The organism is Cyanobium sp. Aljojuca 7A6 (assembly GCF_024346455.1).
Lineage (GTDB): Bacteria > Cyanobacteriota > Cyanobacteriia > PCC-6307 > Cyanobiaceae > Cyanobium.
This window is the reverse complement of sequence record NZ_JAGQCY010000005.1, coordinates 162,054-183,321: the sequence shown is the minus strand read 5'-3', so window position 1 is coordinate 183,321 and position 21,268 is coordinate 162,054. Positions and strand designations below refer to the sequence as shown.

Annotated in this window: 15 protein-coding genes; 8 read left to right on the top strand and 7 right to left on the bottom strand. The window is 68.9% G+C overall.

Features of this window, described 5'->3' with window-relative positions; genetic code table 11:
- Positions 1-5: 5 nt before the first annotated feature.
- The 3 genes from gcvH to KBY95_RS06725 all read left to right on the top strand — a co-directional run bounded on the left by gcvH (position 6) and on the right by KBY95_RS06725 (position 3,689).
- A complete protein-coding gene (gene gcvH, locus KBY95_RS06735) occupies positions 6-395 on the top strand; it encodes a glycine cleavage system protein GcvH (RefSeq protein ID WP_254964195.1) in 390 nt (129 codons plus the stop codon).
- Between the two features lie 94 nt (positions 396-489).
- Positions 490-3,369, top strand: a complete 2,880-nt coding sequence (gcvP, locus tag KBY95_RS06730) for an aminomethyl-transferring glycine dehydrogenase (protein WP_396094884.1) — start codon at positions 490-492, stop codon at positions 3,367-3,369.
- Positions 3,370-3,464: 95 nt separating this feature from the next.
- Positions 3,465-3,689 (top strand): hypothetical protein, encoded by a 225-nt coding sequence (locus tag KBY95_RS06725; RefSeq protein WP_254964193.1) that lies wholly within the window; start codon positions 3,465-3,467, stop codon positions 3,687-3,689.
- Positions 3,690-3,698: 9 nt separating this feature from the next.
- Here the strand turns inward: KBY95_RS06725 and KBY95_RS06720 are convergent, their stop codons facing one another.
- Together KBY95_RS06720 and KBY95_RS06715 are read right to left on the bottom strand one after the other, a co-directional pair.
- Complete coding sequence (locus KBY95_RS06720; RefSeq protein ID WP_254964192.1) at positions 3,699-5,516, bottom strand: diflavin flavoprotein; 1,818 nt, start codon at positions 5,514-5,516, stop codon at positions 3,699-3,701.
- Positions 5,516-7,291 (bottom strand): diflavin flavoprotein, encoded by a 1,776-nt coding sequence (locus tag KBY95_RS06715; protein WP_254964191.1) that lies wholly within the window; start codon positions 7,289-7,291, stop codon positions 5,516-5,518. Before KBY95_RS06715 ends, KBY95_RS06720 begins: the two co-directional genes overlap by 1 nt.
- A 131-nt stretch (positions 7,292-7,422) precedes the next feature.
- On the opposite strand from KBY95_RS06715, the gene KBY95_RS16380 reads away from it, so the two are divergent.
- A complete protein-coding gene (locus KBY95_RS16380; protein WP_254964190.1) occupies positions 7,423-7,788 on the top strand; it encodes a PilZ domain-containing protein in 366 nt (121 codons plus the stop codon).
- A 4-nt stretch (positions 7,789-7,792) separates the two neighbouring features.
- Here the strand turns inward: KBY95_RS16380 and KBY95_RS06705 are convergent, their stop codons facing one another.
- The 3 genes from KBY95_RS06705 to KBY95_RS06695 all read right to left on the bottom strand — a co-directional run bounded on the left by KBY95_RS06705 (position 7,793) and on the right by KBY95_RS06695 (position 9,721).
- Entirely contained in the window at positions 7,793-8,212 is a 420-nt protein-coding gene (locus tag KBY95_RS06705; protein WP_254964189.1) for an Hsp20/alpha crystallin family protein, read from the bottom strand.
- 77 nt (positions 8,213-8,289) lie between these two features.
- A complete protein-coding gene (locus KBY95_RS06700) occupies positions 8,290-8,868 on the bottom strand; it encodes an MEKHLA domain-containing protein (RefSeq protein WP_315858894.1) in 579 nt (192 codons plus the stop codon).
- Positions 8,855-9,721 (bottom strand): SWIM zinc finger family protein, encoded by an 867-nt coding sequence (locus KBY95_RS06695; protein WP_254964188.1) that lies wholly within the window; start codon positions 9,719-9,721, stop codon positions 8,855-8,857. Before KBY95_RS06695 ends, KBY95_RS06700 begins: the two co-directional genes overlap by 14 nt.
- Before the next feature lie 78 nt (positions 9,722-9,799).
- On the opposite strand from KBY95_RS06695, the gene KBY95_RS06690 reads away from it, so the two are divergent.
- On the top strand, positions 9,800-10,942 hold the full coding sequence (locus tag KBY95_RS06690; RefSeq protein ID WP_254964187.1) for an acyl-CoA desaturase: 1,143 nt from the start codon (positions 9,800-9,802) through the stop codon (positions 10,940-10,942).
- Positions 10,943-10,975: 33 nt separating this feature from the next.
- On the opposite strand, the gene KBY95_RS06685 is transcribed toward KBY95_RS06690, so the two are convergent.
- On the bottom strand, positions 10,976-14,077 hold the full coding sequence (locus KBY95_RS06685; protein WP_254964186.1) for a DEAD/DEAH box helicase: 3,102 nt from the start codon (positions 14,075-14,077) through the stop codon (positions 10,976-10,978).
- On the bottom strand, positions 14,074-14,511 hold the full coding sequence (locus tag KBY95_RS06680; protein WP_254964185.1) for a hypothetical protein: 438 nt from the start codon (positions 14,509-14,511) through the stop codon (positions 14,074-14,076). Before KBY95_RS06680 ends, KBY95_RS06685 begins: the two co-directional genes overlap by 4 nt.
- 207 nt (positions 14,512-14,718) lie before the next feature.
- Between KBY95_RS06680 and KBY95_RS06675 the strand changes: the two genes are divergently transcribed.
- The 3 genes from KBY95_RS06675 (at position 14,719) to alaS (ending at position 21,260) form a co-directional block, all read left to right on the top strand.
- The gene (locus KBY95_RS06675; protein ID WP_254964184.1) at positions 14,719-16,536 is read left to right on the top strand and encodes an HD family phosphohydrolase; all 1,818 of its coding nucleotides are present in this window, start codon (positions 14,719-14,721) and stop codon (positions 16,534-16,536) included.
- 90 nt (positions 16,537-16,626) lie between these two features.
- Positions 16,627-18,519 (top strand): glutaminase A, encoded by a 1,893-nt coding sequence (gene glsA, locus KBY95_RS06670; protein WP_254964183.1) that lies wholly within the window; start codon positions 16,627-16,629, stop codon positions 18,517-18,519.
- A 65-nt stretch (positions 18,520-18,584) separates the two neighbouring features.
- Complete coding sequence (alaS, locus tag KBY95_RS06665; protein WP_254964182.1) at positions 18,585-21,260, top strand: alanine--tRNA ligase; 2,676 nt, start codon at positions 18,585-18,587, stop codon at positions 21,258-21,260.
- Positions 21,261-21,268 lie beyond the last annotated feature (8 nt).

Sequence of the window (21,268 nt, the reverse complement as noted above, 5' to 3'; positions counted from 1 at the left end):
CGGCCTTGGCGCACTCCTTCCCCGACGACTGCCGCTATTCCGAAAGCCACGAGTACGTGCGTCCGGAGGGTGACCTGGTGCGCCTGGGCATCAGTTCCTTCGCCGTGGATCAACTCGGGGACATCGTTTTCGTCGAGCTGCCGGCGGTGGGGGCCCGGCTGGCACGCGGCACGAGCTTCGGCAGCGTCGAATCGGTCAAGGCGGTGGAGGATCTGATGGCCCCGGTGAGTGGCACGGTCGAGGCCCGTAACGAGGCGGTGTTGGCCAGCCCTGAGGAGCTCCAGAACGATCCCTACGGGGAAGGGTGGCTGCTGGTGTTGCGGCTCGCCGCGCCTGACGAACTGGAGGCCCTGATGGATGCCGCCACCTACGGGGCCAAGGTGCAGGCGGGCTGAATTCCTTAGGATCCCGCCACCACCATCCCGAACGCCCGTGTCCGCCTCCTTCCTGGTCCGGCATCTGGGTCCGGATCCCGAAGATCAGCAGCGGATGCTGGCGGAGCTCGGCCTGGGCTCCCTTGATCAGCTGGCGGCGGAGGTGGTTCCGGCCGACATCCTGCTGACGGCGCCCGAAGCTGAGATCGGCCTGCCGCTTCCCTGCCCGGAGGAGCAGGCCCTGAAGGAATTGACCGAGCTGGCCGGCCGCAACCGGGTGCTGCGCAGTCTGATCGGCCTCGGCTACCACGGTACGGCGACGCCGGCCCTGATCCAGCGCCACGTGCTGGAAAACCCCTGCTGGTACACCGCCTACACCCCCTATCAAGCAGAGATCGCCCAGGGCCGTCTGGAGGCCCTGTTGAACTTCCAGACCCTGGTCAGTGAGCTGACGGGGTTGCCCATCGCCAACGCCTCGCTGCTGGATGAGGCCACCGCCGCCGCCGAAGCCATGGCGATGTCGGCGGCGCTCACCCTACGCAGCGGGGCCCGCCGTTTTCTGGTGGACCAGGCCGTTTTCCCCCAGACCCTCGCGGTGCTCCAGACCCGGGCCGAACCCCTGGGGATCGTCATCGAGACGTTTGAGGCCGAGGCCGTCAGCAACAGCCCCGATGGGGCGCTGGGCGACGACGTGTTCGGCCTGCTGCTCCAGCTTCCCGGCGTTGAGGGCCGGCTCTGGGATCCCTCGCCGCTGCTGGCCGAGGCCCGCTCCGGCGCGGTGATCAGCACGGTGGCCGTGGATCCCCTGGCCCAGGCGCTGCTGGCCCCGGTGGGTGAGCTGGGCGCCGACATCGCCGTCGGCAGCCTGCAGCGCTATGGGGTGCCGATGGGATTCGGTGGTCCCCACGCGGCCTTCTTCGCCACCCGGGACGACTTCAAACGCCAGATTCCCGGCCGCCTGGTGGGGCAATCCAAGGATGCGGAGGGGAACCCGGCGCTGCGGCTGGCCCTCCAGACCCGGGAGCAGCACATCCGGCGCGACAAGGCCACCAGCAACATCTGCACGGCCCAGGTGCTGCTGGCGGTGATGGCGAGTTTCTATGCCGTGCACCACGGCCCCGATGGTCTCGAGGCCATCGCCCGCCGCCTGCTGGTGCTGCGCCAGGGGTTGGTGCTGGGACTGGCGGCCCTGGGGCTGGTGGCTGAGGCGGGGGCGGGCTTCGACACCCTGGTGTTGCGCACCGCTGCCGCGCCCGGCCTGCGCCAGCGGGCCGAGGCCGCTGGTTTCAACCTCCGCTGCGGCATTCGTGGCGACGACGGTGAAGCGGCCCTGGCCATCAGCCTGGATGAACTGTCCACCCCCGAGGAACTGGCCAACCTGCTGGCGGCCCTGGCGGCGGACCCGGCGGCCGCCTCCGAGGCGCACACGGCCCTCCTGGCGGGCCTGGTGGCCCTGGCGGGCAAGCCCCTGGCCGAACTGCTCGACGGGGTGCCCCTGCGGCAAGGCCCCTGGCTGCGTCAGGAGGTGTTCCGTCGCTACCGCAGTGAGACGGAACTCCTGCGCTACATCCAGCGCCTGGTGAGCAAGGATCTGTCGCTCGTCCACGGCATGATCCCGCTGGGCAGCTGCACGATGAAGCTCAACGCCGCCGCTGAACTGGCGCCGGTGAGCTGGCCGGCCTTCGCCCAGATCCATCCCTTTGCCCCCGCCGACCAGACCCGTGGCTACGCCGCCATGGCGGCCGACCTGGAGGCCTGGCTGGGGGCGATCACCGGCTTTGCGGGGGTGTCCCTGCAGCCGAACGCCGGATCCCAGGGGGAGTACGCCGGCCTGATGGTGATCCGGGCCTGGCACCGCAGCCGTGGCGAGGGCCACCGGCAGGTGTGCCTGATCCCCACCAGTGCCCACGGCACCAACCCCGCCAGCGCCGTGATGGCCGGCATGCGGGTGGTGGCGGTGGCCTGCGACGCCCAGGGCAACATCGACATCGCTGACCTGGAGGCCAAGGCCGCCGCCCACGCCGCCAACCTGGCGGCCCTGATGGTCACCTATCCCTCCACCCACGGGGTGTTCGAAACGGGCATCCGCCGCATTTGCCAGGTCGTGCACGACCACGGCGGCCAGGTGTACCTGGACGGCGCCAACCTCAACGCCCAGGTGGGCCTGTGCAAGCCGGGGCTCTACGGCGCCGACGTCTGCCACCTCAATCTCCACAAGACCTTCTGCATTCCCCACGGTGGCGGTGGCCCCGGGGTGGGTCCGATCGGCGTCGCGGCCCACCTGGTGCCCTTCCTGCCGTCCCATCCCCTGGCCGCCGCCGCCGGCCGCCGGGCCATCGGTCCGGTCTCGGCGGCGCCCCTTGGCAGTGCCGGCATCCTGCCGATCAGCTGGATGTACATCCGCATGATGGGGGGCTCGGGCCTGCGCACCGCCAGCCAGGTGGCCCTGCTGGCGGCCAACCTGATCGCCGAGCGCCTCGAGCCCCACTTCCCCGTGCTCTACCGGGGCCGCGGCGGCCGGGTGGCCCATGAGTGCATCCTCGATCTGCGACCCCTCAAGCGCAGCTGCGGCCTGGAGGTGGACGATCTGGCCAAGCGACTGATGGACTACGGCTTCCATGCCCCCACCGTCAGCTGGCCCGTGGCGGGCACGGTGATGGTGGAGCCCACCGAAAGCGAATCCCTGCAGGAGATCGATCGCTTCTGTGCGGCGATGGAGGGGATCCGCCGCGAGGCCTGGGCCATCGAGACCGGCGCCGCCGACCCCCTCGACAACCCGCTCAAGCGGGCTCCCCACACCCTGGCGGCGGTCACCGCCGACCACTGGGATCGGGCCTACAGCCGCAGTGAGGCCGCTTTTCCCGGCGGGGAGGGTCAGCGGCAGGCCAAGTTCTGGCCGGCCGTCGCCCGCATCGACAATGCCTTCGGCGATCGCAACCTCGTCTGCACCTGCCCGAGCGTCGAGGAAGTGGCAATCCCCGAACTGGCCGCCTGAGTGTTCGAGCGGTACCTTTTCCCCCCGGCATGGCGCATCATTGCTGTGCCATCCCTTCACGGTGATGGCAAGCGCCTTTCATTTTCATGGGGTTCATGAACGGCAACGACAATTCAGGTGATGGCCAGGGCCTGGGCGCCTTTGGGCCCGGTCTGCCGGAGGCCAGCCAGCGGGTGGATGGCACCAACGTGGTGCGGGTGCCCTTCGGGGTGCGCCGGGCCAGGCGCCGCCGTCCCGAGCGACCCGACCACTGGGCCACCCTCGTCCTTCCCTTCCAGGCGGGCGGTGGCGGCGCTCCCACGCCGCCCCACGCGGCCTGAGGCAGGGGCTCAGTAGTTGGCGCCGCTGCGCCGCTGGTGAACGGCGGTCGTGGCAGCCGCATCCAGCAGGTCACCGCTGAGGGCCTCGGCGTAGAGCAGCCAATGGTCGCCGCACTCCATGCGTTGGCTGACGCGGGCTTCCAGCCAGGCCAGGGCGTCCGGCAGCAGGGGTTGGCCACTTGGGCTGGCGTCCAGCTCGAGGCCCGCCAGGCGATCGGCCCCCGGGGGGAAGGGCTGCAGGAACCGCTTCATCGGGCCGCTTTCTCGCCCGGCCGCCAAAACGTTGAGGCAGAAAGCGTCGCCCACGTGCAGCAGGCTCTCCATGGCCCGGTCCTTGGCCACGGCCACGGTGAAGCCGGGGGGGCTGAAGCTGGCCTGGCTGACCCAGCTGGCCACCATGGCCCCGCCGATGGCGTCGGAGCCTTCCCCTTTGCGGGCCAGCACCACGCACAGGGCACCCACCACCCGGCCGAGGGCCTGGATCGCGGGGTTGGTGCGGCTCTCGCTCAGGCCGCCGCCGGTGCTGCGCCGTTGGCTCTGGCGATGCTGATGACGCAGGCGGCGGCCCAGGGCTGTGCCGGTTTCCTCCAGGGTGCGCAGCGTGGCCAGATCGGGGCTGAACTTCACCCGGATCGGATCGAAGGCGAACTGGAAGCCGCCATCGCGGAGCTTGCTTTCGAGCAGATCGATGGCCTCGCCGCTCCAGCCGAAACTGCCGAACACCCCCACCGGCTTGGCCCGGTCGCCTTCGGCCAGAACGGTGCCGAGGGCCGAGACGATCGGCGTGGGCGCATGGCCCCCGAGGGTGGGTGAGCCGATCAGCAGGGCGTCGCAGGCGTGGATCGCCTCCAGCAGCTGTTCCGGTGGCGCGAACTCGCAATTGATGCTCTCGACCCGCACCCCACTGCGGGCCACCCCCTGGGACAGGGCGTCGGCGATGGCCGCGGTGTTGCCGTAGGCGCTCGCATAGAGCAGGGCCACCGACAGGTTGGCCAGTTCCTGGCTCTCCCCCCAGCGGCGGTAGTCGGCCAGCAGGCTGCGCCAGCTCTGGGCGATGGCCGGCCCGTGGCCCGGGGCAATGGTGCGAATCGCCATGGCGTCGAGGCGGTCCACCACCGTTTCCACCTGGCGGGCCATGGGCGCCATCAGGCAGTCGTAGTAGTAGCGGCGATCTTCCTCGGTGCTGCTGCGATTCGTCTCGGCGAAATCTTCGGTGCAGAGGTGGGCGGCGAAGAACTTGCCGCTCATCAGCAGACCGGTGCTGGACTCGAAGGCCATCAGGCCGCCAGGCCAGCGGGGGGTGGGGGTGGGAATCAGGGTGAGCGTATGGCCGCTGGAGAGGGTGCGGCTGGTTTCCTGCTTGACCACCTCGACGGTCGGCAGGGGCACCGGGTCGGCTGGGGCGGCGGCCTCACCCCCCGGGCCGGGCCGCTGCAGTTCCCAGAGCTCGGCGAGCACCTGGGCGCCGGGATTGGAGGCCACCAGCACCGTGGCCGGCCAGCCCGTCGCCAGCTGCTTCAGCAGGGCGACCCGGTTGGGGTTGACATGGCCCACCACCACCTTGAGGGGGGCGTCGGCTGGCACCAGCAGGGCCAGCTGTTCCAGAAAGGGGGCGGCGAAGGAGGCCCCCGGCGGGTGCACCAGCACGGGGGCGCCTCCGGAGGCACCCTGCTGGAACAGGAAGCTGTTGGCGGTGGTGCCCCGCTCGAGGCCATATTCCACTTCGAAGCGCAGCCGCCGGGGGCTGAGGCCGCGCAGGCAGACCAGACCGGAATCGACCGGCAGCGTGATGACGCGCCGATCCGTTGCGATGGGAGAGGACGTCATCAGTAGTGGTTGCCCACTTTGCGGTGGTGCACGGCCGTGGCGGCGGTGGTGTCGGCCACGTTGCCCTCCTCCACCACCGCGTAGATGATCCAGTGGTCGGGTCCCTCCATGCGCTGGGTCACCCGGCAGCCCAGGTAGGCCAGGGCATCGCTCAGGACCGGACCGCCGGCGGCTGCGCCTTCCAGGGTGGCCACGCCGGCGAAGCGATCGGCCCCCGGCGGGAAACGGCGCAGGAAGTGACGCAGCAAGGGCTGGTGGTTGTCTTCTCTCAGGACGTTGAGCACGAAACGGTCGTCCACCTGCATCAGGGCCTCGATGGCCCTGTCCTTGGCGACGGCCACCGTGAGCCCCGGGGGATCGAAGCTCGCCTGACTCACCCAGCTGGCGACCATGGCGCTGCTGCGGCTGCCCGTCTCGTCATCCTGGCGGGCCGTGACAATGTAAAGGCCGCCGCTGAGGCGCCCCAGGGCCTTGTCCAGATCGCCATCGATGGCCTTCATGGCGGCGATGGTCTTGGCCTTGGTGAGCAGCTGGCCCAGGTCGGTGCCGGCCTCTTCGCAGCGTTGATAGTCGGCGCCGCTGGGCACCTGGCGGATGCGCAGGGGTTCGAAGGCCCACTTCTGCTCCAGGTTGCGGAGCTGGCCGGCCAGGGTGTCGATCGGTTCGTCGTTGCCGCCGAAGGCGTCATAACAGCCCACCCACTGCTTGGGGTGGAGGGCGGCCAACAGGGTCCCGATGGATGTCTGCAGGTCGGCATCGGGGCTGGCGGGCCAGGTGGGAACCACCACGGCGCTCGCCTCGCCGATCAGGGCGGCCAGTTCCTGGGCATCGGTGGCGCGCAGGTCGACGAGCTGCACCTGGCCGGAAGCCTTGCCGACACCCCGGGCGATGGCCTGGCTGAGCCGGTCGCAGAAGCCGTACTGGCTGATGTAGCAGACAGCGGCGTAGGCCTCACCGGCGCTGCGCTGGCCGCTCCAGTCGCGATAGTCGCCCACCCAGAGGGGCAGGTGCTCCCGCAGCAGGGGGCCATGGCCCACGGCGATCGTGGTGATCTCCGGCAGACCCTCCATGCGCTTGAGGGCCTGCAGCACGCTGCGGGCGTTGGGGGCCATCAGGCAGTCGTAGTAGAAGCGGAAATCAGGCGCGATGGCCCCCGGATCGACATCGAACAGGTCGTCGGAGCAGTAATGCAGCCCGAAGGCGTCGCAGGTGTAGAGGAGGCTGGTGCCGTGATCGAAGGAGAAGATCGTGTCGGGCCAGTGCAGGTTGGGGGCACTGAGGAAGCTGAAGCGATGGGCCACGCCGCTGGCGGGGTGAACGCCCAGGTCCAGTTCGTCGCCGCTCTTGACCGCCCGGCTACGGAAGGGACGGTGCACCTGGTCCTGAAGAAACTGGATCGCCACCTTGGAGCCGACGATCTCGATGTCAGGGTGGCGGTCGATCAGATCACCGATCAGGCCGGAATGGTCCGGTTCGGTGTGGGAGACGATCAGGTGATCGATCGCGGTGGGCGCGATCAAACCTTCCAACAGGGGGATCCAGGTGTCGCGGAACTTGGCGTGGCTGGTGTCGACCAGGGCGGTGCGCTCGCCACGGACCAGGAAAGCGTTGTAAGTGGTGCCGTTGCGCAGGCCGAATTCGATGTCGAAGCGACTGCGGTCCCAGTCGAGGGAGCGGATCGCTGTGGTGTCAGCCGCGATCGGCTCGCACTGAAGGCTGAGGCGGCCGGCTGCGGCCACAGTGGAGGGCGGGGCGCTGGCGGTGCTGCTGCTCATGGGGTCAGACTCCTTCCGCAGGCCTGCAACTGTAGGCAGGGCGGTGTGCCTTTCGGTCTGCTAGACCACGCACAAAGCGCCTTGTGGCAGGGTGGACAATGGATAGGAAAATTCCGCAGACGAGCCGATAGGTGGTCACTGGAGACCTGGAGCGGTTTCGGGAGGCTTTTCGCCGCCTGGAAGAGCGTCTTCAGGAAGCCTCACGCTCCGATCGCTTCAAGCCACCGACGGGCCTGGCCACGGCCCGCCTCCACCTGGAGTCGATGGAGGCCTCCGAGGGGGTGATCGGAGAGGTCCTCGACCTCAGCGTGGATGGCATGAAGATGGCGATTGAGGCCTCCCATGATCTTGAAGTCGGTCAGCACTGCAGTGTGGTGGTGGGTGACGGGGAGGGGGAGACCTACGACCTGAGAGGCACTGTGCGCTGGATCGAAGCCACCAGCTACATCTCGGTGATTGGCCTCTCCCTCGATTCCGCCCACCGCATCGAGGCGTGAGGCTTCAGTCGGCCAGCTTCACGCTGACGGAGGTGAGTGACTGCGCTTTGGGTGCCGTCACGGTGAGCAGACCGTCGCGGTAGTGGGCTTCGAGCGCTTCCCGCTGGATGCCTCCAGGGAAGCGGAAACTGCGGCTCCAGGTGCCGTAGCGGAATTCGCTCAGCAAGGGGGCAGGCCGGTTGTCCTCGGCCGCGGCGCCGCTGTCAGCGACCGGCTGGGCAGGCCGGCGCTCGGCGCTGATCATCAAGGAGCGGTCGGTGGCTTTGATATCGATGCAGGAGCGATCGACGCCGGGGAGTTCCAGGGCGATGGTGTAATTCGCCTCGGTTTCGTGAATCTCGGCAGCGGGAATCCGTTCAGCTGTCTGCAGCTGTTGCTCCAGCCGGTCGAAGAGATCGAAGCGGGAAGAATGCAGGGTACGCATGGTTGGTGCTTCCGATGAACGTGACGGGGACAGCGGGAGTAGGAACCCCTCCCTCCGCCAATGTGCCCGCCTTGTCTTCAGGCATGGAGGGGGAGAACCGACGGCCCAGGTTCGGTCCCCCCAACCGGGTTCGGCCTCCCCGACAGCGGGGGTGGAGAACCGGAACGGGGCGGCTCCAGCCACCACCAGTTGGAGAAGGCCGCCGCCTGGCCGCCGGGCTGGCCGCCACCATCCGGCAGGGCCCACAGCCGGGCGTTCTGGATACGGAAACGGCGGCCGCCACTGTCGACGCGGATGCCGGAATAGCCAGAGAGGGCCTTGCGGCGGGCCTGCTCCAGGGCAAGCGCCCGTCTCTGGCGTTCCGCTGGCTCAGCCGTGAGCCGGGAAGGCAGGCCCACCATGGCGCCCCAGGGGCGGCGCCACAGCAGCAGGGCGGCGCGGTTGGCGTAGATCAGGCGTGGATCGGCGGCGCCGTCGTGGGACAGCACCACGGTGGCGGCCACAAACAATTCCTGGGCCGCCTGCAATGGTGTACGGCCAGCGTCAACGCCTGCCAGCAACGGCCTGCCGAACGCCTGCCGGTGGCCGGCCAGGAGGCGCTCGGCGGTGGCGATGGCGGCCGCGCTCAGCCAGGGGGGCGGCTCAGGCCTCGGCATCCGCCCCAATGGCCATCGCCCGGGCCATGGCGAGCTGGCCCATCCCGGCCCCATGGGCCTTGAGGGTGTCGAGAAAGAGCTGGTTGGCCTCCGGGAAGCGGGGCTCCACGGCCAGGGGCAGGGGGCCGGCCCCATCGAGGCCAGACTCCCCTTCCATGGCCGGTGTGATCACCACCAGATCGGGATCAAGGGGGGCGTCGTAGCGCCACCAACGGGCCGGATCGGCGATGGCGGCATGGGTCGGATGGGGGGCATGCTCCACGGGCGCCACCACGCCCTCCCGGCGGCGCTTGGCGAGATCACCCAGCAGCTGGCTGCGGGTGCGGCCCCGCAGCTGGAACAGCACGAAGGGGTCCTCGCTGAAGCGATCCCCCATCAGGTAGTAGACGGCGCTGATGTGCTTGCAGGGATTGGCCTTGTCGGGACAGCTGCACTCGCTGCGCACCTCCTGAAGCTTGAAGGGGAACAGCCGCTTGCCGCTGGCCGCGAAGGCACGCTCGATGTCGGCGGGCATGATCCCCGCCAGCAGCTGGGCCGACCAGCGGGCCTTCTGGCTCAGGGCCTCAAGCACATAGCCCCAGTCCTCATCGTTGAGCACGTCGAGCCAGAGCTTCACTTTGTAGGGATCCGGGTCGGTGCCCTGCACCCGGGCATGGACCCGACGACCCTCAAAGCGGATCGAGACGACATTGCCCTCACGGGCGTAGGTCCAGGCACGCTCCAGGCGCTTCTTGAACCGGTAGGAATGGATCAATTCCATCCACTGCTCCACCCACCAGGGCTGCTGCCCCAGGCCCTGCTGGCCCAGCTGGGTGGTGATGGCGCCATTGGCGCCAGGGAAGGAGCTGGTCATGCCGCCGGCCTTACGCCTCCATCCTGACGCCTGCCGGGCCCACTGGCCTAGGTTGTCCCGACGCAGGGCGTGGAGTCCTTGAATCGCATCACGTTCGGCGCCGGCGACGGTTTTCACAGTCTTCTGAGGGCAAGGGTTCACGCGTACTTCGAAAGCACCGGTCTGGATCGGCGCGACTCGGTGGCCATGGTGGTCAAATCGGCCGTGATCCTGGGCGGCTTCGTCCTGACGTACGTGCTGCTGGTCTTTGAGGTGACGACCTGGCCAGGGGCGCTGGCGCTCTCGGCCTGCCTCGGCCTGGCGATCGCCGCCATCGGGTTCAACATCCAGCACGACGGTGGCCACGGCGCCTATTCACGCCATCGCTGGATCAACAAGGCCGCCGCCATCACGCTCGATCTGCTGGGCGGCAGTTCCCTGATCTGGGCCCACAAACACAACGGACTGCATCACACCTTCACCAACATCCCCGGCCATGACGACGACATCAATCTCGGCTTGATCGGTCGCCTGTCCCCCCATCAGCCCCACCGCTGGTGGCACCGCTGGCAGCACCTCTATCTCTGGCCTCTCTACGGGATGCTGCCGATCAAGTGGCAGTTCTTCGACGACTTCGCCGATCTCGCCGGCCGGGGCCGCGGCGACCATTCCCTGCCCCGGCTGACCCCTGCCGACTGGCTGGTGTTCGTGGGCGGCAAGGTGATCTTTTTCTCCCTGGCGTTTGCCCTGCCGCTGCAGCGCCATTCCTTCGCTGCGGTGATCGGCTGCTACGTGGTGACGGCCATGGTCCAGGGAATCGTGCTGAGTGTGGTGTTCCAGCTGGCCCACTGCGTGGAGGAGGCCGATTTCCCCGCCGCCGCTGCCAGCAACGCTGGCATGGGCCCCTGGGCCAACCACCAACTGGCCACCACGGTGGACTTCAGCCGCTCCAATGGCCTGCTGAGCTGGCTGCTGGGGGGCTTGAACTTCCAGGTGGAGCATCACCTGTTCCCTCGCATCTGCCACGTCCACTACCCCCAGCTCTCCGCCATCGTTGAGCAGACCTGCCGTGACTGCGGTGTTCCCTTCCGCAGCCACCCGTCCTTCCTTGCGGGTGTCGTCTCCCACTACCGCTGGCTGCGCCGCATGGGTCAGGACCCTGCCGCCGCAGGGCCGCGGGCCCTGCCGGTGCTTCTCCCGGTGCTGGGGGAGAAAGAGATAGCGCTGCTCCCCAGCCGCTGACCCACAACGGCACTGGCTCAGGTTTGGCCTGCCTCAGTGGCTGTCGTCGAGGGCCACCAGATCGCGAAGCTGGCCCACGTCGAAGCCGCCGAGCCATTCCTCGCCGCTGCCGACGATGTCGGCGGCCAGCCTGGATTTCTCCTCGATCATGCGGTCGATCTTTTCCTCCACCGAACCGCTGGTGATGAATTTGTGCACCAGCACCCGGTTGGTCTGGCCGATCCGGTAGGCCCGGTCGGTGGCCTGGTTCTCCACCGCAGGGTTCCACCAGCGGTCGATGTGGAACACGTGGCTGGCCCGGGTGAGGTTGAGGCCGACGCCGCCAGCCTTGAGGGACAGCAGGAACAATTGCGGACCGCGGGGATCCTCCTGGAAGCGATCCACCATGGCCTGGCGGTCGATCTTGCTGCTGCCCCCATGCAGGAAGGGCACATCCTGGCGCCAGCGCTGTTCCAGGTAGGCCTTGAGCAGGTGCCCCCATTCGGCGAACTGGGTGAACAGCAGGGCCCGATCACCGGCTTCGATCACCTCTTCAAGGATCTCCTCCAGCCGCAGCAGCTTGGCGCTGCGGCTGGCGAAGCCGTTCTCCACCCGGCCCTCCTTGAGGGCCAGGGCCGGATGGTTGCAGATCTGCTTGAGCCGGGTGAGCAGGGCCAGCACCTGGCCATGGCGCTGGCCCAGGGGAGCGCGGGCGATGGCATCGAGGCTGTCCTCGACGGTCTTGCGGTAAAGCTTCGTCTGCTCCGCCGACAGCCCCACCCATTCGCGCAGTTCCACCTTCTCCGGCAGGTCGGAGATGATCGAGCGGTCGGTCTTGAGCCGCCGCAGGATGAAGGGCCCGACCCGGGCCTTGAGATCCCGCAGGGAGCTCATGTCGCCGTAACGCTCGATCGGCAGCCGGTAGCGCTGGCGGAAGAAACCCTCCTCCCCCAGCACCCGGGGATTGAGAAAGTCCATCAGGGCCCACAGCTCGCTCACCCGGTTCTCCACGGGGGTGCCCGTGAGGGCGATGCGGAAGCGGCCCTGCTTGCCGGGGCGGGCCAGGTCGCGGGCCGCCTGGCTCTGCTTGGCCGAGGGATTCTTGATCGCCTGGGCTTCGTCGATCACCATGCCCTGCCAGTCGATGCTCTCCAACAGTTCGCTGTCGCGCTGCAGCAGTCCGTAGCTGGTGAGCACCAGATCCACCCCGTCCAGGGCCTTGGCCAGCTTTTCGGGGGTGGAGGGCCGGCGGGGGCCGTAGTGCTCCCGCACCTCCAGGTCCGGCGTGAAGCCCGCCGCCTCACGCTTCCAGTTGGTCAGCACGGAGGTGGGGGCCACCAGCAGGACGGGGCGCTTCAGCTCCTGTTCGACTTTGAGATGCTGCAGGAAGGCCAGCAGCTGGACCGTCTTGCCCAGGCCCATGTCGTCGGCCAGGCAGGCGCCCTGGTCGAAGCGGTGCAGGAAGGCCAGCCAGCCGAGGCCCCGCTCCTGGTAGGGCCGCAGCTGGCCGGCGAAGCCCTCCGGCGCCGGCAGGGGATCCGGGGCCTTCTGCTGGTGGTACTGCTCCAGGACGGCGTGCAGCCTGGGCCCGGCGGTGAAGCGATGCACCGGCAGCCGCATCAGGGTGTCGCCGTCGCTGGCGGTCAGCCGCAGGGCGTCGTCGAGGCTGAGGTTGGGATCGGCGGCGCAGAAGCGCTCGGCGTTCTTGAGATCGCTGGGGCGCAGCTCGATCCAGGCCCCCTTGTGCTGCACCAGCGGGCTGCGCTTGGCGGACAGACGCTCGAGGTCCTTCAGGTTGAGCGTCACCCCGCCGATCATCAGCTCCCATTTCCACTGCAAACTTTCCCCCAGGGAGAAGCCGCGGGAACGCTCGGGCAGCTCGGCTTCGATCGAGAGGCCCAGGCGGCTGGCGAGGCCCCCACTGAGGCTGGCGGGCAGCACCACGCCCACCCCCACGTCGCGCAGCTGGGTGGCGGCGGTGCGCACCAGCACGAAGGCCTCGGCCGGCGTGAGTTGCATGGTTTCGGGGGCCGCCGCATCAAGGCCCCGCCCGATCGGTTCGAACACCTGCAGGGCCCGGCCCATGCCCTCCAGCAGCAGCTGGCCCGGTTCGGCCACCTCCACTTCGCCGAGTTGGAGCCTGCCGTCACCCGCATTCCAGACCGTGCGGGCCGGCATGCGCAGGCTGGGGTCGGCCTCCGCCTGCAGCGAGAAGCGCAACTCCCAGAGGTCTTCGCCCTCTTCGGGGGTGAACAGTTCCAGGCAGGTCCTGGCCGGTGCCACACGCCCCGCCACCGCTTCGCGCCAATGGTGGGTGGCCACGGCCAGGCGCTCCCGCTCCTCCTCATCCAGCTCAAGCCGGCCCGGGCCAGGGCCGAGGGCCTTCTGCCAGGCGCCCAGCAGGGGATCGAGACCCTCCGCCTGGGGCCGGAAGCCGCAGCGCAGCTGGCCATCCAGGAGGGCCTCCAGCAGGCTGGCCACCCGCAGCCGGCCGCTGCCGGGTCGGCGGCAGGCCAGTCCCAGTTCTCCGGAGGCACCGGCAGCCATGGCGCAGGTGGCCACCTGGGGCAGCCGGATGGCCAGTTCCTCCAGCCGGCGCCGGTCCCCTTCCCGGTTGAGCAGGGGCAGCCAGCGGGCCCGGTCCTCCTCCACCTGGGGCAACCAGCGGCCCCTGGCGATCAGGCTCAGGGCCCAGCGCTCCAGATGGCTCCACCAGCGCAGATCGTCGGCCAGACCGGGATCGTCGCCGGAGAGGGGCAGCCCGGCGAGCCATTCGCCGGCCCCGGCGGGATCAAGGGCCAGCCCCTCCACCCGCCACGGCCACCACTGCACCTCCTTCGGGATCGGTTCGCCGGCCTGCAATGGCAGACCGCTCCAGGCCGCCAGCCCCTCACTGGCGGCCTTGCGGCGCCCCCGAGCCCCCTGGCTACGGCTGGGCAGCGTCAGCAGGGCCTCCGCCGGGCGGAAGGCTTCCGACCAGAGGCCATGGTCATCCAGCCAGGCGCCCAGGTCGTCGACGCTGAGGGACAGGGGGTGGTCGGGAACGGTGCGCAGCGGCGCCACCGGAGCGGCGACCCTCCAGGTGTCCGCCCAGAGCAGCAGCCGGCCCCCGGCCCCTTCCGGTGGAAACAGCCAGGTGGCATGCAGGAGGCTCATGGCCGCAGGGCGGGCAACAGGCGTTGGGCGCCCCTCAGCAACAGGGCGCTGCCGATCAGGGGAAGCCAGAGCGGCAACCAGCCGCGCAGCAACGCCAGGATCGCGCCGGCAGCGCTGGGCGCCAGGGGCTGGTGGAGCAGAGACTGGATCTCCGGAACAGGCAGGGCCAGGGAGGTGACCACCACGGGGCCCCCCAGGCTGCGGATGCCGCACACCGCCCCCACCAGTCCTGCGGCCAGGTGCTCGTCGTCCGGATCGACCCGCTGCAGATGGAAGGCCAGCAGGCCATAGAAGAAGCCACAGCCCGCCGATCGCAGCCCGCTCTCCAGCCCCCCCGGCAGGCCGATCAGGGCGGCGGCCAGTCCGCCCAGCAGCGCCCACGACAGGGACTGCAGCCGCAGACGGGCACGGGAATCGTCGGACGCCTGGGTCAACGGCAAGGCCTTGGCGATGGCCCGATCATGCCTGGCCACCGGCAGGCTTACATTATTAGGTGACGCTGGCGATGCCAGCAAGGCAACCAGCACAGCCCTTTCTCACTCTTCCTGGCACGGCCAACGGACGCCGCTCCGATCACGGCCATCTGGCGTTTCCCTGGTTGTCGCCAGCGACAGGACTCCCCATCCCGGCAGGCCACTCCCTTGACCGCCGCCCATCCGCCACCGCACGCCTCCGACGCCCACCAGGCGCGGCGCGCGCTGCCGGAGATGCTCCAGATCGCGACGGCCATCAGCGGTGCGGCCAGCCTTCCGGCCCTGTTGCGGCAGATCCTCTCCAGTGCCAGGGATCTCACCCTCAGCGATGCCGGCAGCATCTACCTGGTGGAAGAGGAGAAGGGGGAAAAGCGACTCTGGTTCACGGCTTTCCAGAACAGTTCCCTGGCGGCCCGCGGAGAGGGCATCGATTCGGGCCTGCTGGATGTGCGCTTCCCGATCACGCCTGAGCGCCTTGTGGGCTGGGCGGCCTTGCAGGGCGAGGTGCTCAACCTGCCGGATGTGTATGCGATTCCCCCGGACCGCCCTTACCGCTTCGATGCCGGTCTCGATCGCCGCACCGGCTATCGGGCGGTGTCGATGCTGGTGGTGCCGCTGCGGACCATGGCCGGGGACGTGGTGGGGGTGATGCAGCTGATCAACAGGAAGCGGAAGCCCTCCTCCCTGCTCACTCCCGAGACGGCCTCCGCCCTCGTGCGTCCTTACGATGCGGGCGACCAGCAGCTGATCGAGGCCCTGGCGGCCCTGGCGGCCGTCTGCGTCGAGCGCACCCAGGCTCTGGAAGGGCAGCAGCGGCAGATCGATTCGATGATCGCCCTGCTGGCGGGGGCGATCGATGCCCGCAGCTCCCATACCGGCCGCCATTGTTCCCGAATGCTCGAGCTGGCGCTGCTGCTGGCGGCGGCGGCGGAAGCCACCGAAGCGGGACCGCTGGCCCCCTTCCGCTTCAGCTCAGAGGCGGAGCGGCGGGAATTCCGCACGGCGGCCTGGCTGCACGACTGCGGCAAGCTCGTGACCCCCGAGGCGGTGGTGGAGAAGGCCACCAAGCTGGATGCCCCCTTCAACCGGATTCATGAGATCCGCACCCGCTTCGAGGTGCTGCTGCGGGATGGCCGCATCGCCATGCTCGAGGGCCTGCTGGCGGGCGGTGACCCGGAAACCCTGCGGCGTGATTACGCGCAACTGGAGCAGGAGCTGCGACGTGATTTCGCCTGCGTGGCCCGCTGCAATCTGGGCAGCGAAGGCACCGATCCTGACGATCTCGCCCAGCTGCAACGGCTGGCGGGGCGTCGCTGGTGGCGCCATTTCGACGACCGACTGGGCCTGGGCTGGGAGGAGCAGGTCCGGTACGGCGTGGCGCCGCAGCCCTTGCCGGCCCCAGAGACCCTGCTCAGTGATGCCCCCCACCATCGTCTGCCCAGACCTGCGGCTGAAGTGCCGGAGTCCAGCTGGGGCTTCAATCTGACGGTGCCCGAGCTGCTCTACAACCGCGGCGAGCTCTACAACCTGTCGGTGGCCAGGGGCACGCTCACCGGCGAAGAGATCTACAAGATCCGCGAGCACATGATCCACACGATCGTGATGCTGGAGAGCATGGCCTTCCCCCCCTCCATGGGCCGCGTCGCAGAAATCGCCGGGGGACACCACGAAACCCTCGATGGTCGGGGCTACCCGAGGGGACTGACGGCGGAGCAACTGTCGATCCCGGCCCGGATCCTCGCCATCGCCGACATCTTCGAGGCGCTCACCGCCGCCGATCGCCCCTACAAGCAGGGGATGCCCCTGTCCCAGTCCTTGAAGATCCTGGCCGGCCTGCGGGACCGTGGCCGCATCGATGCGGACCTGTTTGAGCTCTTCCTGCGCTCCGGGGTTTATCTCACCTATGCCCAGCGATTTCTGGCCGCCGACCAGATCGATCCGGTGGACCTGGAGGCTCTGCTGCAGCCCGGCGCCCGAGAGTCCTGAGAATCGCGGACGGACGGCCAGCCCTGACGCTGGCAAGGTGGGTGACGGGGCCAGAAGGGCCACCCACTTTCTGGTATCTGTTGTTACCTAATGCTTGATCAACTTCGGGACGAACGGCTGCCGCGGCAGGGTACCGATCGCCATCCCAACGTCATCCAGGAGCTGCTCGGCGAGTTGCACGCCTCCTTCTCCGGCGTCCGGGAAGGTCGGGTGGCTGACTACATTCCCGAGCTGGCCAAAGCCTGTCCCGATGATTTCGGCATCGTCATCGCCACCTCGGGTGGGCGGATCTATGAGATCGGTGATACCAGGAAGGAATTCACGATCCAGTCGATCTCCAAGCCCTTCATCTATGCACTGGCCCTGAAGACGCTTTCGTTCGACTTCATGGCCAGCAAGATCGACGTGGAGCCTTCAGGGGAAGCCTTCAACGCCATCAGCCTGGATCCGGACTCGGGAAAGCCGCGCAATCCGATGATCAATGCTGGCGCGATCGCCGCCTCCGCCCAGATCTGCGACGCCGATCCAAGTGGCGCTGTTGAGCTGCTGCTGGAGTATTTCGGGGAACTGGCCGGCCGGCGCCTGACGATCAATGAGGACGTCTACCGCTCGGAGAAGGAGACGGGCCATCGCAACCGTGCCATCGGCCACCTGCTGCGCAACTTCAACATCATCGAGTCCGACCCCGAGCCGGCCCTTGATCTGTATTTCCAGCAATGTGCCATCTCCGTCACCTGCCACGACCTGGCCGTGATGGCCTCCACCCTGGCCTGCCAGGGCCGCAATCCCTTCACCGGTGGTCATCCCCTCTCCTATGACATCACCGTCCGGGTGCTGGCCCTGATGGGCACCTGTGGCATGTACGACTTCGCTGGTCAGTGGCTCCATGACGTCGGCATTCCGGCCAAGAGCGGCGTCGCCGGCGGGGTCATGGCGGTGATTCCCGGGCGACTCGGCATTGCCACCTACTCCCCGCCCCTCGACAACTTCGGCAACAGCGTCCGGGGGGTGGCGGTCTGCCGCCAGTTGTCGGTGGGTGTGGGCCTGAGTCTGTTCAACCAGTACTCCCAGGCCGATGCCACCATCCGCCGCTCGTATCAGGGGTCGCAGCGAAAATCGCGCCGCTGGCGCAGCGAAAGGGAGCTGGAGATCCTGGCGCCCCACCGGGACGAGGTGCGCATCATCCACGTGCAGGGGGTGCTCGATTTCGGGGGGATCGAGCAGCTGGCCTCCGAACTGGTGCGGCTCAGCAACGACGTGCGCATCCTCATCCTCGACCTGGCCCACGTGACCGAATGCCCGATGGAATCCTCTGGCCTGCTGGATCGCCAGCTTTGTTCGATCGAGGACGATGGCGTGGAGATCCTCCTGTCCCGTGCCGGCCGGCTGCCCCTGGTCTCCAAGACCGACTGGAGCATCACCGATCGGATCGACGCCTACGAGCACCTGGATTCGGCCCTCGAAGCCGCCGAGGAGCTGCTCCTGTCGTGGTACCGGCCACAGGCGGTTGCTGGCGGCAGCGATGGCGGCCCCGACCTCCCGGAACAGGGCTTTCTGGCGCCGCTGAGCGAGGAGCATCGGCGCCTTCTGGCGGAGTGCATGGTCAGAAGAGCCTTCGTGGCGGGGGATTTCGTGATCCGCCGGGGGGACCCCGGCGACGAACTGTTCCTGGTGCGTTCCGGCTCCTTCGACATCGCCCTCGACATCAAGACCGGTGATGGCCATTGCCACTCCACCCGGCTGGCCACCTTCGGCCCCGGGCTCTGTTTCGGTGAGATCGGCTTCGTGGCCCAGACGCCGCGCACCGCCGACATCATCGCCACCCAGCCCGGCGAGTGCTGGGTGTTGCACCGCAGCGACTTCGAGGCCCTCAGCGCCAGCCATCCCGATGTGGTGATCGCCCTGCTCAAGGCCCTCACCTGTGACATCGGCGCCAAGCTCAGCCAGACGAGCGTCCAGTTGACCCTGATGGAGCACTACTGAGCTCCCGCCTGGCTCCGGCGCTGGGCGATCATGCCTGTCCCAGGACATCTCCCTGCGTACTCGTGATGGCTGCCGACCCCACCCGCCCCAGGCCTCGCAGCGGGGCCGAGATCCGTGAGGCCTTCCTGTCCTTCTACGCCGAACGGGGCCACCGGCGGATGGCCAGCGCCTCCCTGGTGCCGGACGATCCCACGGTGCTGCTCACCATCGCCGGCATGCTGCCGTTCAAGCCGGTCTTCCTCGGCCAGGCGGCGCCTCCTGCGCCCAGGGCCACCAGCAGCCAGAAGTGCATCCGCACCAACGACATCGAGAACGTGGGCCGCACCGCCCGGCACCACACCTTCTTCGAGATGCTGGGGAACTTCTCCTTCGGCGATTACTTCAAGGAGCAGGCGATCCGCTGGGCCTGGGAGCTCATCACCGACGTCTTCGGCCTCGATCCGGCCCACTTGGTGGTCAGCGTCTTCCGTGAGGACGACGAGGCGGCGGCCATCTGGCGTGACGCCGTAGGTGTGGAGGCCAAGCGGATCATCCGCATGGACGAGGCCGACAACTTCTGGGCCTCCGGCCCCACCGGTCCCTGTGGACCCTGCTCGGAGATCTACTACGACTTCCACCCCGAGCAGGGCGATGAGGCCATCGACCTGGAGGACGATTCCCGCTTCATCGAGTTCTACAACCTGGTGTTCATGCAACACAACCGGGATGCGGCAGGCACCCTCTCGCCCCTGGCCCGGCGCAGCATCGACACCGGCATGGGGCTCGAACGCATGGCCCAGATCCTCCAGCACGTCCCGAACAACTACGAAACCGATCTCATCTATCCCCTGATCGAAGCCGCCGCTGCGCAGGCGGGGCTCGACTACCGCGCCCTCGACGCCCGCGCCCAGACGTCCCTCAAGGTGATCGGCGACCACAGCCGGGCCATCACCCAGCTGATCGCTGACGGGGTCACCGCCTCCAACCTGGGCCGGGGCTATGTGCTGCGCCGCCTGCTGCGCCGCGCGGTCCGCCATGGCCGCTTGCTGGGCATCGACCGCCCCTTCCTGGTGGTGATGGGGGAGGCGGCGATCGCCCTGATGGCCTCGGCCTACCCCCAGTTGTTGGAACGGGGCCAGGTGATCCTGGCCGAGTTGGTGCGGGAGGAGGCCCGCTTCCTGGAAACCCTGGAGCGGGGCGAGAAGCTGCTGGCTGAGGTGCTCGCCGCCCGGCCGGAGCGCATCAGCGGCGAGGCGGCTTTCGAGCTCTACGACACCTATGGCTTCCCTTTGGAGCTCACCGAGGAGATCGCCGAGGAGCACGGTCTCACGGTGGATCTGCAGGGCTTCGAGGCGGCCATGGAGCGACAGCGGCAGCGGGCCAAGGCCGCGGCCGTGAGCATCGACCTCACCCTGCAGGGGGCGATCGACCAGGTGGCCGCGGCCCTGGAACCCACCCAGTTCCGCGGCTATGAGGCCCTCGATCAGGCGGCCTGTGTGCTGGCCCTGGTGGTGAACGGGGAACCGGCCACCGTCGCTGGCGCTGGCGATCTGGTGCAGATCGTGCTCGACAGCACCCCTTTTTATGGCGAATCCGGCGGCCAGGTGGGGGACCGGGGCGTGCTGCTGGCCGGGGATGCGGGCGTCGAGGCCGGCACGATCGTTCGCATCGATGCAGTGAGCCGCAACCGCAGTGTGTTCGTGCATGGCGGTCGCATCGAGCGCGGCAGCCTGGCGGTGGGTGAGGTGGTGCAGGCCCGGGTGGATCGCAGCTGCCGTCGCCGCGCCCAGGCCCACCACACCGCCACCCACCTGCTGCAGGCCGCCTTGAAGCAGGTGGTCGATGACGGGGTGTCCCAGGCCGGATCGCTGGTGGATTTCGACCGGCTGCGCTTCGACTTCCACTGCCCCCGGGCCCTCTCCCCGGGCGAACTGGAGCAGATCGAGGACCTGGTCAATGGCTGGATCGCCGAGGCCCACCCCCTCGAAGTGGGCGAGATGGCGCTGGAGCGGGCCCGGGCCGCCGGCGCCGTGGCGATGTTCGGGGAGAAGTACGGCGAGGTCGTGCGGGTGGTGGACGTGCCCGGCGTCTCGATGGAGCTCTGCGGCGGCACCCACGTGGCCAACACGGCTGAGATCGGTCTGTTCCGGATCATCGCCGAGACGGGGGTGGCGGCGGGGATCCGCCGCATCGAGGCCGTGGCCGGTCCTGCCCTGCTCCCTTACCTGAGGGAGCGCGACAAGGTAGTGCGGGAGCTGGCCGATCGCTTCAAGGCCCAGCCCGGTGAGATCCTCGAGCGCGTCGCCGCCCAGGCCGAGGAGCTGCGGGCGACCGCCAAGGAGCTGGTGGCGGCGCGTGGCGCCCTGGCGGTGGCCAAGGCCAGTGCCCTGGCGGAGCGGGCTGAAGCGGTCGGTTCCCATCGGCTGCTGGTGCAGCGCCTGGATGGGGTCGATGGCGCCGGCCTCCAGGAGGCGGCCCAGCGCCTCCAACAGCAGCTCGGCGAGGCGGCGGCCGTGGTGCTCGGTGGTCTGCCGGATCCTGGGGATCTGGGCAAGGTGATCCTGGTGGCGGCCTTTGGCGCGACGGTGGTGGCCTCCGGTGCCAAGGCGGGGGCCTTCATCGGCGGCATCGCCCGGCTCTGCGGCGGCGGTGGCGGCGGCCGTCCCCAGTTGGCCCAGGCGGGGGGGCGCGACGGCACGGCCCTGGATGGGGCGCTGCTGGAGGCCCGCCGCTTGCTGTCCGACCAGCTGGCCGGGGTCTGACGCTCGGT

Excerpts from the sequence above, each read along its gene's own strand:
- gcvP (WP_396094884.1), top strand. The coding sequence starts at position 490 with ATGCTGGCGGAGCTCGGCCTGGGCTCCCTTGATCAGCTGGCGGCGGAG.
- KBY95_RS06725 (WP_254964193.1), top strand. The coding sequence starts at position 3,465 with ATGAACGGCAACGACAATTCAGGTGATGGCCAGGGCCTGGGCGCCTTT.
- KBY95_RS06720 (WP_254964192.1), bottom strand. The coding sequence starts at position 5,516 with ATGACGTCCTCTCCCATCGCAACGGATCGGCGCGTCATCACGCTGCCG.
- KBY95_RS06715 (WP_254964191.1), bottom strand. The coding sequence starts at position 7,291 with ATGAGCAGCAGCACCGCCAGCGCCCCGCCCTCCACTGTGGCCGCAGCC.
- KBY95_RS06705 (WP_254964189.1), bottom strand. The coding sequence starts at position 8,212 with ATGCGTACCCTGCATTCTTCCCGCTTCGATCTCTTCGACCGGCTGGAG.
- KBY95_RS06700 (WP_315858894.1), bottom strand. The coding sequence starts at position 8,868 with ATGCCGAGGCCTGAGCCGCCCCCCTGGCTGAGCGCGGCCGCCATCGCC.
- KBY95_RS06695 (WP_254964188.1), bottom strand. The coding sequence starts at position 9,721 with ATGACCAGCTCCTTCCCTGGCGCCAATGGCGCCATCACCACCCAGCTG.
- KBY95_RS06685 (WP_254964186.1), bottom strand. The coding sequence starts at position 14,077 with ATGAGCCTCCTGCATGCCACCTGGCTGTTTCCACCGGAAGGGGCCGGG.
- glsA (WP_254964183.1), top strand. The coding sequence starts at position 16,627 with ATGCTTGATCAACTTCGGGACGAACGGCTGCCGCGGCAGGGTACCGAT.
- alaS (WP_254964182.1), top strand. The coding sequence starts at position 18,585 with ATGGCTGCCGACCCCACCCGCCCCAGGCCTCGCAGCGGGGCCGAGATC.